The sequence below is a fragment of the Streptomyces sp. NPDC002463 genome, from assembly GCF_042889835.1.
Taxonomy (GTDB): domain Bacteria; phylum Actinomycetota; class Actinomycetes; order Streptomycetales; family Streptomycetaceae; genus Streptomyces; species Streptomyces nymphaeiformis.
This window is the reverse complement of the sequence record NZ_JBIARL010000002.1, coordinates 1-13,305: the sequence shown is the minus strand read 5'-3', so window position 1 is coordinate 13,305 and position 13,305 is coordinate 1. Positions and strand designations below refer to the sequence as shown.

Below are 13,305 nucleotides of genomic sequence, written 5' to 3'. Positions count from 1 at the left end.
AATCCTGAAGCCTGGGGACACTCAGGGAAGCGCGGCGACCCCGCCCTGTCAACGTATCTCTAGAGATGTCCCCCGATGGATGGATCGACCGGGCGGGACGGCGTACAGGCGTACCCCCGGGCCGAGGAGCGCGCCGTAGGGTGTCCCGCAACGAAGGGAGTGGTCCACCCGTGACTGATCAGGACAGCGCTCGTCGGCCCAAGTACCAGCGCATCGCCGACGAGTTGAGAACCGCGATCCAGTCGGGCGCCTTCGCGCCGGGCGACCGGCTCCCCGGCGAGAACGACCTCATGACGACCTACGACGTGGCCCGCATGACCGCTCGCCAGGCCCTGGCCGTGCTGCGTACGGAGGGACTCACCGAGGCGCGCAAGGGTGCCGGGGTCTTCGTCCGGGTCTTCCGTCCGCTGCGCCGCCGGGGCATCCCGCGCCTGGCCGGGGACCAGTGGGGCAGCGGCCGTTCGGTCTGGTCGGCGGACATCGAGGACCGGGACCTTGTCGTCGACCAGATCGAGGTGGGCGAGACGGAGGCCGGGGACCGGGTCGCGGGAGCGCTGAACCTGGCTCCGGGGGCGCCGGTCTGCGTCCGGAGCCGCCGCTTCGTCCTCGACGCGAAGCCGGTGCTGCTCTCGGTGTCGTACCTCTCCGCGGAGCTCGTACGGGGGACGCCGATCACCGAGCCGGACACCGGTCCGGGCGGCACGTACGCACGGCTGACGGAGCTGGGGCACCGGCCGGTGCGGTTCCGGGAGGAGATCCGCTGCCGGATGCCGACGGCGGAGGAGTCGGACCGGCTCGCGCTGGAGTTCGGGACACCGGTGGTGCTGATCGGACGGACGGCGTTCACTGGACCGGGGATGGCGGTGGAGCTCAACGAGATGACGCTGGACGCGTCGTCGTACGTCCTGGAGTACGACTTCGACGCGTAAGCCGGACGCGGACACGCCACTGGTGAGGGCTGGGGCTCGGGCTCAACCCCCAACCCCCAACCCCCAACCCCCCAACTATCCGACCCCCAACTATCCGACCTCGAACCGAAGCCCGGGATCGGCATGGACGACATCTCCGGGGTACTCGGCGGCGGCGAGGGCGACGGCGTCGGCAGGGGAGGTCACCGGCCCGACATGGGTCAGGACGAGCCGCCCGGCACGTGCGGCGGCAGCGCTCCCTCCGGCCTGAGCGGCGGAATGGTGCCCGGGCACGAGGCCGTCCGCCTCACAGACGAACAGATCGCATTCGAGGGCGAGTTCGACGAGCGAGGGACAGGGCTCGCAGTCCCCGGAGTACACGAGCGAGCGTCCCTCCGCATCCTCCACGCGCAGGGCGAAGGCGGGCAGCCCGCCGTGCTCGACGGCACGGGCCAGGAGGCTGAGCCCACCGACGCGGGCGAGATGCCCGTCGTGCAACTCCTGCACGGCAAAGGCCTTTTCGACGGGGCTGCGGTCGGGCCCATTCGTAAGGAAGCCGGCGAGCCGGTCGGCGATGCCGGTCGGCCCGAAAAGGGGGACGGGCAGCGGCAGATCGAGCCCGGCGTACAGCAGCGCGTAGTAGGCGGTCAGCAGATCGGCGCTGTGATCGGCGTGCAGATGGGAGATCCAGACGGCGTCGACCTCGCCGAGCGAGACGTACCGCTGGAGCTCGGCGAGGGTGCCGGTCCCGGCGTCCACCCAGACGCGCACGCCGCCGCCCTCGACGAGGTAGCCGGAACAGGCGTTGCCCGGCCGGGGGAAGGGGGTGGCGGACCCGAGGACGGTGATCCGCAGCGGGACGCTGCTCATACGACGAGTCTAGGACGGTCGACCGGAACTGGCCGGAACTTGTGCGGAAGGAGTGAAGGGTGTGCGTATTCTGTGGGCTCGCCAGGCCCCATCGGCGGGTGCCCGGCAGAGAACTGAGGGACTTTCATGCTTCGCGTACGCACGCTCGCGGCCGTGACCGCGGCCGCTGCCTCCGGCATCCTGCTGCTGCCTTCGCAGGCGCAGGCCGCCGGATCGGTCCACCTGTACAAGATCTACTACGACAGCCCGGGCACGGACACCCGGTCCAACACCAGCCTCAACGCCGAGTACGTCCAGATACGCAACACGACCGCCGGAGCGGTCAACCTGCGGGGCTGGACGGTCACGGACGCGGCCGGCCACAAGTACACCTTCGGCGGCTTCACGCTGGGCGCGGGCAAGATCGTGACGGTCCGCACGGGCCGCGGCACGAACACGGCGGCGAACGTCTACCAGAACCGCGCCGCGTACGTCTGGAACAACGACAAGGACACGGCGACGCTCCGGAAGTCGAACGGCGCATGGGTCGACAACTGCGCGTACAACTCGACGCGGGTGGACTACAAGTGGTGCTGACGCCCCAGAGGAACTAGTGCTGTGGGCCCCGCAAGACCGGGGCCCACAGGCTAGGCCCCCCGCTCGGCCTCCTCCGCCTTCGTCTCCGGCTCCGGCTCCGGCCCCGGCTCCTTCCGGGCAGCGGGAATCCCCTGCTGCTGCACGTCGGAGTTGACCTGCCCGCCGAGGGTCATGACGTTCAGGGTGGCGGAGTTCTCGTTGGCGATGGCCTTCTCGACGCGGGCGACGAGGACGGAGAACGCATCGCGCCTGGCCAGGTCGTGGTACGGCCCGACCTTGGTCTCGAAGTAGACGCGCTCGTGCCCGAGCAGCTGTTCCGTCGAGCGGTAGTTCTTCCACTGCTCGCGGTAGCGGTAGACGCTTTCCAGCGAGACGGCGGCGACGACAACGACGCTGAGCACGGTGGCGGTGATCCGCGCGAACTCCAGGTCCAGGTTCACGAACACCGGCACGAGCGCACCGCCGACGACGGACACGGTCCGCATCCGCAGATGCATCGCCTTCATCCGGGTCGCCTTGGCGTCGTACCAGCCCTGGTACTGGACGAGCCTGGTCTCGATGTACCGCTGCGGCGTCATCTCGCCGCCCTGCACCCCTGGTTCGGGCACGTCCCCCACCTCAGCCATGCTCGGAGTACACCGGCCAGGACGCGTCCACGTCAACTTGCACCGCCGAGGGGGACCGCGGCTCAGCCGGCCACGACGGCCTCACGCACGACATCAAGGGCATGCCGCCACGGAAAGAGCCCGGCCGCCCCCTCCCCCGACTCATGGCTTACGAACCCGTCCTCGCCGTACAGCACGGAGACCCCGACCCCCCGCAGCGTCTCCACGGAGCGCTCGAACTGCGGGTGCTGGGCGTAGGCCGCGTTCACGCACGGCACGGCGACCATGGGAATCCCCTTGCCGATGCCCTCCGCCACGACACCGACGACGAACGTGTCCGCGATGCCGAGCGCCCAACGGTTGACCGTGTTGAACGTAGCCGGCGCGACAAGAACGGCCGAGGCGGCCGGCCACACATCCGGCTCACCGGGAAGCCGGTAGTCCCACCGCACGGGATGCCCGGTGAGCACCGCGAGCCCGTCGAGCGACCCGGCGAGCCAGCGGGCCGCCGTAGGGGTGAGCCCGAGGCAGACGTCCCAGCCGTCGGCCTGCGCGTCCTCGATGACACGGGCAATATCGAAAACGGGCTCGGCGGCGCTCGCGAACAAGTACAGGGTGCTCATCCCCTCATCCGACCACACCCACTCCCACCAGCCCGGAAGCGGGCGGCCACGAAGCCACGCCCTCGCCCCGGACGATCACCAGTCAACCGCCGGCATCTGCCGAGCACACATCCAAGCTCGCGGACACCACGAAGGGCCGCACAGGACTGCTGTCGTCCACCGCCATTGATGTCAGATCCGGATGTCACCTGTCGCCGATCAGCGAACGGCCGCCGATAGTCCGCGGCCTCCCCGACCGGTGGATGGCCCCTGCCGAACGCCACATGGACGAGGTGCCCGGGATGCCCGACTTCCAGGCCCGGAAAGATGTCCACGTCGTACTGGACGAACAGCTCCGGCTCCTCATCGGACAGCCGCTCGCTGTGCCACCACCATCGCCCTGGCGTCATCGGCTGCTTTCACCACTCAGGGCTGCTCCGGCACTGCTCGTGCCGGCAGTCGTCACCTCGGCGGTGCAATCGCCGGAGGTCCTGAAGAGCGGCGACCGGGAACGGGTACCGCATCCACTTCTCCAGGTACCCGGCCTCACCGTGCTCCCTCAGCACGCTCTCGGCCGCTTCCAACACCGCGTGACCCAGCGCGCTACGGGACTGGGCAGAGCTCCAGGAAAGGGTGCCGCCCGTCTCGTCAGACGATCCCCAGCTCGTCGCCCCGTCCGGGAACTCGAAGACGGTGATGGCCACATCCGATCCTTCGCGCCGGAGCAGCCACCTCGTCTCCACGGGTTCAAGGTCGAACGAGACGCGTTCGCCGGACGAGTCCCCGTAAAGCCCTGTCACGGCATACAGCAGGTCGGCGAGGGCGTCCGTGCAGTAGCCGACATGGGCTCGATGCTCCGAAGTTCCATCGGCGATTCGGTACGTGGCGCCCCCTACACCGACCAGTTCCCACCTGAACTGAAGATCATCCGGCACCCGCACCCCTCCCGAGTCGATCGCAGCCTCCGTCACCGGTTGACGGGAATCTCGTAAACGATCTCGCACATGGACGCCAAAGGCCCCCAGCCAAGATCGACTGAGGGCCTTTGCACTGGTGGGCGCGGACGGTTTCGAACCGCCGACATCTGCTTTGTAAGCCTGGCGCCATACGGGGATACGCCCTCCCTGGTCGTCGTGCGCGCCACGCGTCGAGGCTCTCGACAGGCGTTCACCCCGCGCCGGACTTCGGGTGTCCGTGGTTGACCGCTCGATCTGGCACAGATCTGGCACGAGAGCGCGCCGAGGCCAGTGGGTCAGTCGTGTCACGAGGCTGGCACACGGATGCCGGGACCAAGGTCGGTAGAAGCCGCCAACAACTGGGCTGCCGCTTGTAGCTCGCGTTCCCGTGCCGGGAGATCGTCCGGTTCGATCCATTCGCTGTACTCCGCTACGACAGAGAGGAACTGCGTCTCCTCCTGGGTGCGTGCCGTAACGGTCATCGAAAGGCCGTCGCCCACTTCCTTGGGACTCAGCACGCCTTGCACGAGACCGAACGCGAGGCTCACGAGGAGACGTCGGCCGGCCGTCTCCTCGTCAGGAATAGGCACGTCGAGCTCGCTCAGCGCCTGGACATACAGCTCGCGGGCCTTCGGAGCCATGGCGAGCATGCTCGCCACGTATGCCATGACGTGCTGGCGAGAAACCCCCGCCTTGCCTGACGGACAACCCTAGGCGGAAACCCCGTATGGACCGGCACCGCGGACCTGAGGGCTTCACCCCAAGCTGCGGTAGCAAATCTGTCACTGTCGGTCGTCATCGAGCGACCACGCGCGGCCCGGGAATCATCCGACTCTGGCAGTAGTGGCGGGCCGTCAGCCACTCAACGGTCGGAGCCCGTCTCTTGGATCCTCCTCTCAGATCAACTCTGCCTCGACTGCGTGCGACTGAGCAGCAAAACCTCCAGACAGCCGCCGGGAACGTCTCGCTGAGCCCTGAACCATTGCTCTCCTGACCGCAGAATCTACCAAGATGCAGCGCAAGCGACCGGATCTTAGCCTTGAGGTAGCGGTCGTCTCGCCGAAGCGCCTAGCGGCGTCGCAATCAATAGCCATGGCCTGATTTAGTCCCCCAATCACCCTGCGCAAGTCGCGACGAAACATGGGGCACCACAAGGGGAAATCATGTACAGCGAGTACGAAAGACTTTACTTGGATCTACTCGACCGGGCTATTCGATACGAACGCGATTGGTGGCATGGGAACGCAGGCGTCCTGCGCATGTCCACGGAAAAGCCAGGATTGGCTAATTACCTTCAAATGCTTGCCGAAGATGGCGGCGTCACAACTGCGGACGTATACGAGGACGCAGGCAGCTGGCACCGCTTCCGTAGGCCGGTGCACAGCGCCGCCTGCCCTGCGCTTAAGTCACCCACTCGCCGCAGAAGGACTAGGCAAGCATATCTGTTTTGCGGCATTCCAGGATCCGGGAAAACCACACGACTTTCCCCACTCGTAGATTCACACCGAGCAACGTACGGCAACGCGAAGACGCCAATCACCGTTGTGAACTGTGACGATATACGAGAAAGGATACCCGAGTACAAGTCAGGCCTAGGCAGTGGAGTGGTTCAGGATGAGTCCTCCTACTTGACGTATCGTGTTCACTATCCGAGCGCTTGCGCCAGTGCGACAGATGTTCTGATTGATTCACTGGGTCGCCCAGCCCACATGTCGGAGTACATTAATAAACTATCCCAGGCCGGATGCTCGGTCCACGTCCTCTTGGCGCAATGCCCGTTGATGGAAGCCAAGGAGAGGCTACAGAAAAGGGCCCTGAAAACTGGCCGACTGGTGCCTCTGGAGATATTGGAAGACGCAGAAACGGACGTTAAGCAAACAGCCCTGAAGCTACGATCCCACGCCTGGCCGGCCGTCACGTCGTGGTTGATTTTGGCGACCGGCGACTCAACCACGGATCAGCCCCTGATCGACGGGACGGTTCCGTGGGTAGACTTGCTTGCGCAGCGTACCAACGCGCCGAGCTAGCGATGAGGGATGTCACATGCTACCCACGAATCTGGTTGAAGCGGAGCGGCAGCTAAGGGTGGCAGAAGATGATCTTTCAGCTGCCCTTGCTCATGGCGACGAGGAGCGCGTCAAGCAAGCCAGGGAGCTCGTGCGCGCAGCACGGAATGAGCGCAACAGGGAAGCACAGGCAGCGATAGCGGCAAGTCATCGATGACCGCATTTCCGCTCCCCCGATCGGTGTGATCTCTCAGCGCTCGCCCCGGTACCGCTTTGAGAGCTACTCAAACAGGGATGGATGGCCAGACCTGCGGGACTGAGGGGAACTACCTCTTGATCGGGATTTCATAAACGATCTCGCAGAGAGCGGCGGGTACGACGATGTCTGCCGTCTCCACGGGGCGCCCCTGGTCGCTGTAGTACGTCCGCCGGATGTGAGTGACGAGCGCGGCCTTCTGGATACCGAGGAGTGACGCTTCCTCGGCAGTGGCCTGCCGCGGCTCGGGCTGCTCGACGGCGTGACTGATGATGACGCCGATCTCGGCCATCCGGTTCACGACGCCAGCCCCGGCGTGCGGGCCACCTTCGGGAAGGACAACGAGGGTCCCGCCGGTGAGGTCGTACGACTCCCAGCTCGTCGACAACTGCACGGGCCGCCCGTCGGCGAGGAACTCGTACACGGTCCGGACGCACGGCTCGCCCTCACCGATCCCGAGCCGCGCAGCGATCTCGGCCGGCGCTGGCACCTTTGCATCGGTCCGGCTCTCCCAGCCGCCACTCCGCCCGACGGCCTTCATGTCGGCCCGGAACGGCGACCCGTCCGGCTGCTCTCGCGCCGCGGACCGAACCATCCGCACCCGCCGCCGAGGCTCGGCCACGTAGGTCCCGGACCCGGCCCGCCCCTCCAGCACCCCCTGGGAGATCAGCAGCTCCTGGGCCCGACGGACGACGTTCTCGCCCACCCCGCACTCCTGGCCGATCTGGGCCCGAGAGGGCAGCCGGTCTCCAGGGGTCCACTCGTGCTCCGCGATCCGCCGCCGGAGTTCGTCGGCGATGCGGAGGTAGGGCGGCTGCTCAGACATATGGAGAATCTAGTCCACTAGCTCTAACCTAGTTAACTAGCTTCACTCAAAGTGATCGCCGGTGACGGAGGCTGCCCTGTGCCTGCTCCAGAAGTAAGCGCGGAGGCCCTCGCCGCCCGGTTGTCAGCCGTCGGACTCACCACACGCCTGGAAGAGCACCCGCGGCACACATCGATCGAAGCGGAGGTACCGGAGTCCCTCCCCACCGAGACATGGCAGGAGGTCCTGGAGGTCGTGGCTGCGGCGGACCGATTCGGTCTCCTGGCCACCAGCCTGGGCGGCCGCACCCTATGGGCCGCCGTGAACAAAGCGGTCCCCGCGACGGGCGATGTCCGGGGACCTGGCCATCAGCGATAGGAGCTGATCAGCATGCTCAACCGTATCCGCCGCGCCATCAGGCGCACCAGAGAGCGGTACGCCCCAAGGGCCCGACACCGCGAGGCCTTAACGCCAACGCGCCCGACGCTCATCCACCCCAAACCGTCCGACGAACTGACGCTGTTCCTCTGGCAGCTCGGAGACCGCACGAACTTCCTCCCGGGCGAAGAGACGGCCCTCGTCCGCCCGTACGTCCTGGCCGGCGAGCAGTGCGCCCGCCAGAGCTCTGAGCCGATCCGGCACCACCTCTTCGCCCACACCTGCTTCGCGCCGGCGGAGGTCCACGGATGACCCGCGTCCCCCCGGCGGCGACCACCCCCTACCGGTCCAGCGCATGCCGGATCGGCACCCACCACGAGTGCGCGCACTCCTCCCCGACGACGGCACCGATCGGCATCCCGGTCGTCTATGAGGCGTGCGCCTGCTCCTGCCACTCCGCGGCCACGTCACCGGAGGCGACCTCGTGAACGGCCTTCCCTCCCGCGGCGCCCTCGCGTCCCCGGTCGAGATCACCACGACCACCGTGCAGCGCGGCGACGTCATCCAGATCGGCGGTCAGCCGTGCCGAGTGGCTGACGTCCGCCAACTGCCCGGCGGCGCCAAACGCCTCCTGTTCGAATCGGGCGAACTCCTGACCATGCACACCCGTACGCGACTGATCGCCGTACGAGTGCTCAGAAGGTGGTGACCGCCCCATGCCGTCCCTCCGCCACACCATCGCCGCGGACCTCCGGACCCAGATCACCACCGGCCACCTGAAGGCCGGCGCCCGTCTCCCCTCGGAGCCCCGACTCGCCGCGGACTACAAGGTCAGCACCCCGACCCTGCGCAACGCCCTCGCGCTCCTCCAGGCCGAGGGCCTAATCGAGAAGATTCACGGCAAGGGCAACTTCGTCCGCCGCCCTCTCCGCAGACTCACGTACACCGACGGCCGCCTCACCCCGGACGCAGACCTCCACGTCACGATCCGCACCACCAACCTCCGAGCGCGCGGCGACCTCATCCCCCTACTCAAGGTCCCCTCGCGCACCCCACTGACGGAGTTCCTCTGCCTCACCCATCAGGGAGAGAGGCCGCACAGCCTGGCCCGCATCTACGTCCCGCGCGACCTGGAGCCGGGCGAACTGCCGTGGCCTCGCCCCGGACGGGCGGAGACCCGAGAAGTGGTCACCGCCCGGCTCCCCACCCCGGAAGAGGCCTCCACCCTCCGGATCAGCACGACGCTGGCCGTGCTCGCGATCACGCGGGTGTCTGCCGACATCACAGGCCGTGTGATCGAGGTGGCTCGCCTGATCCTCCCCGGCGACCGCGCCGAGGCGCTCTTCACCACTCACCACACGATCGAAGAGAGAAGGACGGAAGGATGAAAGCCCACAGCGAGCTCCGCCTCCTCCCGTGGTCGGGCCCCGATGGAAAGCCCTGCTACCTGAGCACTGACGACACCAATAGCCACCTGTCTCGCCTCGCCGACACCACTGAAGCAATCCAGCTCGGCCTAGCCGACAAGCTCGTGACACACGCGTTAGAAGTACTTGACGACGAGCAGACGGATGCGAAGGCCCTTCGAGACCTGTCTGCGGACCTGGTCGGAGCCCTCCGGGACGCCCTCCGCGTAGCGACAAGCCGCGGCCAACGCCTGTCGACCTCGCAACCCTCTACTCAGGGAGGCGGCGACAGCTCTCGGCTGCCGGCAGCAGCGTTCGGGTAACGGTGTAGCCCCAATCTGAAAGGAGTGGCCCCGGGACTACCCCGGGGCCACTTGCGTCGCCACGCCTCTCGAACACGTCTCCGGAAGGCTTGTGCGACGTTCACCTTCTAGCAGTCAGAAGCCAGAAAGAAGTCTGCGTACCTCCGCCCGTCCACGGGTGGGCCAAACGAGACACCTTGCCTGCGGCCCAGGTGGGCAGCGCTGGCGGACCTGACGCACGGGGGCAGCCCTGCCAGCAAGTCTGCGCATTCCCTTACTAGGGCGTGAGCCGCGCCTGGACCGCTAGCCGTTGGCTGCCCCAGGGACCTTCACAGCAAGACGCTACGCGACTTGCACCGATGAGGGAAGCGTGGTAGGGGCTAATCCTGCGTTACTATCTTGATCGCATCTGCCGAGTGCCGACGAGGGACAGTGAAAGAGATCGCCGCTACAGCGCGTTATCGCGCCGCCCAACCCGAGTTGCCCGGGGTGTCTCCTTTGGACCGGAGTCATGGGCGTTCAAGTCTCTCCCCAAAGCGGCCTTCCGAGGATACTTCAGGGCTGGCAGACGTATTCCCTTACTATGCCGGGTTTTCGTACGACTGGGCTCGCGCACTGCTGGCCTCGCAGGCGCTGCCGGAGACAGCGGTCATTCTTGACCCGTGGAATGGTAGCGGCACGACGACACTCGCGGCACAGCACGAGGGGTTTAGGTCGATTGGCATCGATCGCAACCCGGTGGCAAATATGGTTGCTCGGCTACGCGCTAACTCCTGCGATGCAGCCTCGGTTCGGGTATCTCCGACAGACGTCCCCGCTGCCAACGGAGAGGCATCAGGAGATCCACTCGCTGCGTGGTTCTGTCCAAAATCATCCGGTCGCATTAGGGATTGGGCCCAACACCTGGCATCCCTTGACCCCGGAACTTCAACGTTGGCGTATGTTGCACTGTTCCGCACGATAAGGTCACTAACTCGTTCCTTCGAAGGAAGTAACCCTACCTGGGTTAAGCGGGCCAAATCGGATGAGGATCTAATTTCGCTTGAAAGTTCCGAAATTGATTCCCGAGTTCTGCGCGAACAAGACTTCCTTACATCCCGCGTACTTGAGAATCAAAATCCCTCGAATGTGCCGGTTCAACTTTCGACGGCACTCAGTAGTGCGCTCCCAGTAGCCAGCGAATCCGTCGATGTCGTTTTGACCTCACCGCCATACCTGACGAGGATTGACTACGCGGTGGCGTACACCCGCGAGCTTGCTGTCTTGGGTATCGACATTTCCCGTGATCGAACCTTGAGGTCGGCCCTCATGGGGACGACGCTTATCAGGAAGGCAGAAGCAGCCGACCTAAAGTTGGGGCCAGTAGCTACTTCGATGCTTGAGGCCATTTCTAGCCATTCGAGCAAGGCTTCCAGTGGCTACTATCGAAAGCAAGCAATTCAGTACCTAAACGACCTCGGTCAGGGACTGAACGAGATCACCAGAGTGACACGGAATGGCGGATTCCTGCACCTCGTCGTGCAGGACTCGTACTACAAAGACGTTCCAGTTAGGCTGGCAGATATCTGCGTTGAGGAATCTGAATTGAGGGGTTGGAGGCTTCTACGCAAGGATCCTTATCTGGTAAAGCGTACTCTGACGTCGCTGAACAAAGCAGCTCGCAACTACAAGAAGGCCGACGTCTCCGAGACCGTAGTAACACTGCGCAAAAACTAGGTCGACGTCACATATTTCCTAGGGTGGGGTTTGGAATGACTGAACAGCTTCCGGAGTCATTTATTCAACAACTGGACGAAGAGCGGCGGAAGGTTGACGTCGCTTCCCACGATTTCTCAGTCCGTGAACTTGTTCGCATGATGGCTGAGGAAGAGCTGAACGTGGCGCCGGCCTATCAGCGCATGTTTCGCTGGAACGCGGAAGCCTCGTCGCTATTCGTAGAGTCCGTATTCTTGGGCCTCCCCATCCCTCCTATCTTCGTCGCGACGAATGTGGGCTTTCAATGGGAGGTCGTTGACGGCCTGCAGCGGCTATCGTCTCTAGCGCACTTCCTCTCTGTCGATGCAGAAGAAGCCGCTGCAGTGAATCGTCCAGGACCTCTGAAGCTTGTGGGCTTGGAGAAGCTCAGCCAGCTGAACGGTGCAACGTTCGCGTCACTACCCAAGAATCTCAAGGTATTCTTTGGGCGGCAGCCATTGCAGGTTGTTGCGTTGACCGATAAGAGTAATCTCGACGTTCGCTTCGATGTCTTCGAAAGGCTTAATCGAGGCGGGATTCGCCTGACGCCCCAGGAGGTGCGTGCTTGCGTCTATCGGGGCGAGTTCAACGTCTTCATCGAAGAGTTGGCACAAAATGAAGATCTCAGTAAGCTGCTAAAACTGAAGCAGGGAAGCCAGGAAGACGGAACTCAAGCCGAGCAGGTACTGAAGTTCTTCGCCTACAAGAATCACCGCAACAAGTTCGACGGTAAAGTCGAGGGTTTCCTCAACAAGTCAATGGGGCTCTTTCAGAAGAGTTTCGACTACGTGGGCGAGCGCGAAATCTTCGAGAAGTCGGTCAGGTTTCTCCACGAGATCTGTGATGGGCCGTACCTGCGGGCGAGTACGAGCACTACACCCCTCGTGCAGTTCGAGGCGTGCCTCGTGGGGATTGCCGAACTCTTCCAGTCGGGAAGTCAGCCAGTCGTTCCGGCAGCCGGCTGGATCGAGGATGGAGAACTGCGAGCATCGAGTGGCGGGGGAAGCAATAGTCGCACGATGCTGGACCGCAGGCTGACTCGGGCGAAGGAAATCTTCAGTGGTCAAGCATGATGGCTTGAAGAAGGAAATCCTTGACCATCTGGCGCGTCTGCTGAAGCGGACTGGCGAGCTCAAGGTATTCCTGGCGTTCACTCAAACCAATCAGACTGATACAGCAGGCTGGACCTCAGGCAGTAGGGATGCAAGGGCACTCGCCATTGTTTGCACGATGGCCGAGCTTGAGTCACTGATCAAAACTTGCGTGCAACGGACGCATGAAGATTTGAATTCCGCAGGTATCCAGACAATGGATCTGATACCGAGCGTTCGTCAGGTAGTTGCGCATACCACGTTCGAAAGTCTGCGCACCCTCCAAGATCACTCCAAAATGTGGGACCGTCGGTCATTTGCCACCACTCTCGAAACTTGCAGTGAAGTGGCAAGGTTCCCTATTGAGAGAAGTCATCCCCAGCCCCCACTGGATGGCAAAACTCTAAAGCCGGAGCACTTCTACCGACTCTGGCAAATCTACCAACTGCCAGGGGATCCGTTTCCGAATCCTCGATGGCCTGGATCTCTGCAAAAACTGGCGCTGGCGCGGAATGATCTGGCACATGGGAACCTTCCATACCATGAGATATTTCAGCAGGCGGGGCGTTCGATCTCTGATATTGAGTCCTACGTCTCCGGGGTGGGCGATTTCGCCTCCCATTTCGTGGATTCGTGGAACCAATATCTGAATGAGGAGTCTTACCTTTCCAAGGCCAGGGGGAGCGAGCTCAGCGGTTAGCTCGATCGTGGGGGCCTAGTACTGCAGCCGCAGTTGTTGCGACTGTTGGGCCCGACGCTCGTTGAGCCGGACATGGGTGGGGACGTCACTGTTGACGATGTGTGGGGCTG

The 13,305-nt window shown here is 64.2% G+C and carries 17 protein-coding genes; 11 read left to right on the top strand and 6 right to left on the bottom strand.

From position 1 onward, the window contains the following. Nucleotides 1-170: 170 nt before the first annotated feature. A complete protein-coding gene (locus ACFYX3_RS05150) occupies nucleotides 171-929 on the top strand; it encodes a GntR family transcriptional regulator (protein ID WP_389008206.1) in 759 nt (252 codons plus the stop codon). 90 nt (nucleotides 930-1,019) lie between these two features. Here the strand turns inward: ACFYX3_RS05150 and ACFYX3_RS05145 are convergent, their stop codons facing one another. Beyond that, nucleotides 1,020-1,778, bottom strand: a complete 759-nt coding sequence (locus tag ACFYX3_RS05145) for an MBL fold metallo-hydrolase (RefSeq protein ID WP_389008202.1) — start codon at nucleotides 1,776-1,778, stop codon at nucleotides 1,020-1,022. Between the two features lie 126 nt (nucleotides 1,779-1,904). Here ACFYX3_RS05145 and ACFYX3_RS05140 point away from each other — a divergent pair, with 126 nt between their 5' ends. Continuing rightward, a complete protein-coding gene (locus ACFYX3_RS05140; RefSeq protein ID WP_389008199.1) occupies nucleotides 1,905-2,354 on the top strand; it encodes a lamin tail domain-containing protein in 450 nt (149 codons plus the stop codon). 50 nt (nucleotides 2,355-2,404) lie between these two features. Here ACFYX3_RS05140 and ACFYX3_RS05135 read toward each other — a convergent pair whose 3' ends face one another. The 4 genes from ACFYX3_RS05135 to ACFYX3_RS05120 form a co-directional block, all read right to left on the bottom strand. Beyond that, entirely contained in the window at nucleotides 2,405-2,980 is a 576-nt protein-coding gene (locus tag ACFYX3_RS05135) for a DUF4231 domain-containing protein (RefSeq protein WP_389008196.1), read from the bottom strand. 62 nt (nucleotides 2,981-3,042) lie between these two features. Then, nucleotides 3,043-3,582, bottom strand: coding sequence for a flavoprotein (locus ACFYX3_RS05130; RefSeq protein WP_389008194.1), 540 nt, complete (start codon nucleotides 3,580-3,582; stop codon nucleotides 3,043-3,045). Nucleotides 3,583-3,980: 398 nt separating this feature from the next. Then, nucleotides 3,981-4,532: a hypothetical protein gene (locus ACFYX3_RS05125; protein WP_389008191.1), complete on the bottom strand. Its 552-nt coding sequence runs from the start codon at nucleotides 4,530-4,532 to the stop codon at nucleotides 3,981-3,983. A gap of 290 nt (nucleotides 4,533-4,822) precedes the next feature. Beyond that, nucleotides 4,823-5,158: a hypothetical protein gene (locus ACFYX3_RS05120; protein WP_389008188.1), complete on the bottom strand. Its 336-nt coding sequence runs from the start codon at nucleotides 5,156-5,158 to the stop codon at nucleotides 4,823-4,825. Between the two features lie 522 nt (nucleotides 5,159-5,680). Between ACFYX3_RS05120 and ACFYX3_RS05115 the strand changes: the two genes are divergently transcribed. Continuing rightward, on the top strand, nucleotides 5,681-6,544 hold the full coding sequence (locus tag ACFYX3_RS05115) for a zeta toxin family protein (protein WP_389008185.1): 864 nt from the start codon (nucleotides 5,681-5,683) through the stop codon (nucleotides 6,542-6,544). Between the two features lie 305 nt (nucleotides 6,545-6,849). Here the strand turns inward: ACFYX3_RS05115 and ACFYX3_RS05110 are convergent, their stop codons facing one another. Further along, nucleotides 6,850-7,605, bottom strand: a complete 756-nt coding sequence (locus ACFYX3_RS05110; protein WP_389008182.1) for a GntR family transcriptional regulator — start codon at nucleotides 7,603-7,605, stop codon at nucleotides 6,850-6,852. Between the two features lie 78 nt (nucleotides 7,606-7,683). On the opposite strand from ACFYX3_RS05110, the gene ACFYX3_RS05105 reads away from it, so the two are divergent. The 8 genes from ACFYX3_RS05105 to ACFYX3_RS05070 all read left to right on the top strand — a co-directional run bounded on the left by ACFYX3_RS05105 (nucleotide 7,684) and on the right by ACFYX3_RS05070 (nucleotide 13,195). Next, nucleotides 7,684-7,962 carry a hypothetical protein gene (locus ACFYX3_RS05105; protein WP_389008179.1) on the top strand — a complete coding sequence of 93 codons (279 nt, stop codon included), beginning with the start codon at nucleotides 7,684-7,686 and terminating at the stop codon, nucleotides 7,960-7,962. Between the two features lie 12 nt (nucleotides 7,963-7,974). Continuing rightward, complete coding sequence (locus ACFYX3_RS05100; RefSeq protein WP_389008176.1) at nucleotides 7,975-8,274, top strand: hypothetical protein; 300 nt, start codon at nucleotides 7,975-7,977, stop codon at nucleotides 8,272-8,274. Further along, nucleotides 8,271-8,450, top strand: coding sequence for a hypothetical protein (locus ACFYX3_RS05095; RefSeq protein WP_389008173.1), 180 nt, complete (start codon nucleotides 8,271-8,273; stop codon nucleotides 8,448-8,450). The genes ACFYX3_RS05100 and ACFYX3_RS05095 overlap by 4 nt, the downstream gene beginning before the upstream one ends. Further along, a complete protein-coding gene (locus ACFYX3_RS05090) occupies nucleotides 8,447-8,671 on the top strand; it encodes a hypothetical protein (RefSeq protein WP_389008170.1) in 225 nt (74 codons plus the stop codon). Before ACFYX3_RS05095 ends, ACFYX3_RS05090 begins: the two co-directional genes overlap by 4 nt. 7 nt (nucleotides 8,672-8,678) lie before the next feature. Further along, nucleotides 8,679-9,350 carry a GntR family transcriptional regulator gene (locus ACFYX3_RS05085; protein ID WP_389008167.1) on the top strand — a complete coding sequence of 224 codons (672 nt, stop codon included), beginning with the start codon at nucleotides 8,679-8,681 and terminating at the stop codon, nucleotides 9,348-9,350. A gap of 1,556 nt (nucleotides 9,351-10,906) precedes the next feature. After that, the gene (locus ACFYX3_RS05080; RefSeq protein ID WP_389008164.1) at nucleotides 10,907-11,386 is read left to right on the top strand and encodes a hypothetical protein; all 480 of its coding nucleotides are present in this window, start codon (nucleotides 10,907-10,909) and stop codon (nucleotides 11,384-11,386) included. Between the two features lie 35 nt (nucleotides 11,387-11,421). Beyond that, nucleotides 11,422-12,477: a DUF262 domain-containing protein gene (locus tag ACFYX3_RS05075; RefSeq protein ID WP_389008161.1), complete on the top strand. Its 1,056-nt coding sequence runs from the start codon at nucleotides 11,422-11,424 to the stop codon at nucleotides 12,475-12,477. Continuing rightward, the gene (locus tag ACFYX3_RS05070) at nucleotides 12,464-13,195 is read left to right on the top strand and encodes a HEPN domain-containing protein (protein WP_389008158.1); all 732 of its coding nucleotides are present in this window, start codon (nucleotides 12,464-12,466) and stop codon (nucleotides 13,193-13,195) included. Before ACFYX3_RS05075 ends, ACFYX3_RS05070 begins: the two co-directional genes overlap by 14 nt. Nucleotides 13,196-13,305: the final 110 nt, after the last annotated feature.

What these genes read in the sequence shown, in the direction of transcription:
- ACFYX3_RS05085 (WP_389008167.1), top strand. Translation starts at nt 8,679, where the DNA reads ATGCCGTCCCTCCGCCACACCATCGCCGCGGACCTCCGGACCCAGATC.
- ACFYX3_RS05130 (WP_389008194.1), bottom strand. Translation starts at nt 3,582, where the DNA reads ATGAGCACCCTGTACTTGTTCGCGAGCGCCGCCGAGCCCGTTTTCGAT.
- ACFYX3_RS05100 (WP_389008176.1), top strand. Translation starts at nt 7,975, where the DNA reads ATGCTCAACCGTATCCGCCGCGCCATCAGGCGCACCAGAGAGCGGTAC.
- ACFYX3_RS05115 (WP_389008185.1), top strand. Translation starts at nt 5,681, where the DNA reads ATGTACAGCGAGTACGAAAGACTTTACTTGGATCTACTCGACCGGGCT.
- ACFYX3_RS05110 (WP_389008182.1), bottom strand. Translation starts at nt 7,605, where the DNA reads ATGTCTGAGCAGCCGCCCTACCTCCGCATCGCCGACGAACTCCGGCGG.
- ACFYX3_RS05140 (WP_389008199.1), top strand. Translation starts at nt 1,905, where the DNA reads ATGCTTCGCGTACGCACGCTCGCGGCCGTGACCGCGGCCGCTGCCTCC.
- ACFYX3_RS05095 (WP_389008173.1), top strand. Translation starts at nt 8,271, where the DNA reads ATGACCCGCGTCCCCCCGGCGGCGACCACCCCCTACCGGTCCAGCGCA.
- ACFYX3_RS05135 (WP_389008196.1), bottom strand. Translation starts at nt 2,980, where the DNA reads ATGGCTGAGGTGGGGGACGTGCCCGAACCAGGGGTGCAGGGCGGCGAG.
- ACFYX3_RS05145 (WP_389008202.1), bottom strand. Translation starts at nt 1,778, where the DNA reads ATGAGCAGCGTCCCGCTGCGGATCACCGTCCTCGGGTCCGCCACCCCC.
- ACFYX3_RS05120 (WP_389008188.1), bottom strand. Translation starts at nt 5,158, where the DNA reads ATGGCTCCGAAGGCCCGCGAGCTGTATGTCCAGGCGCTGAGCGAGCTC.
- ACFYX3_RS05075 (WP_389008161.1), top strand. Translation starts at nt 11,422, where the DNA reads ATGACTGAACAGCTTCCGGAGTCATTTATTCAACAACTGGACGAAGAG.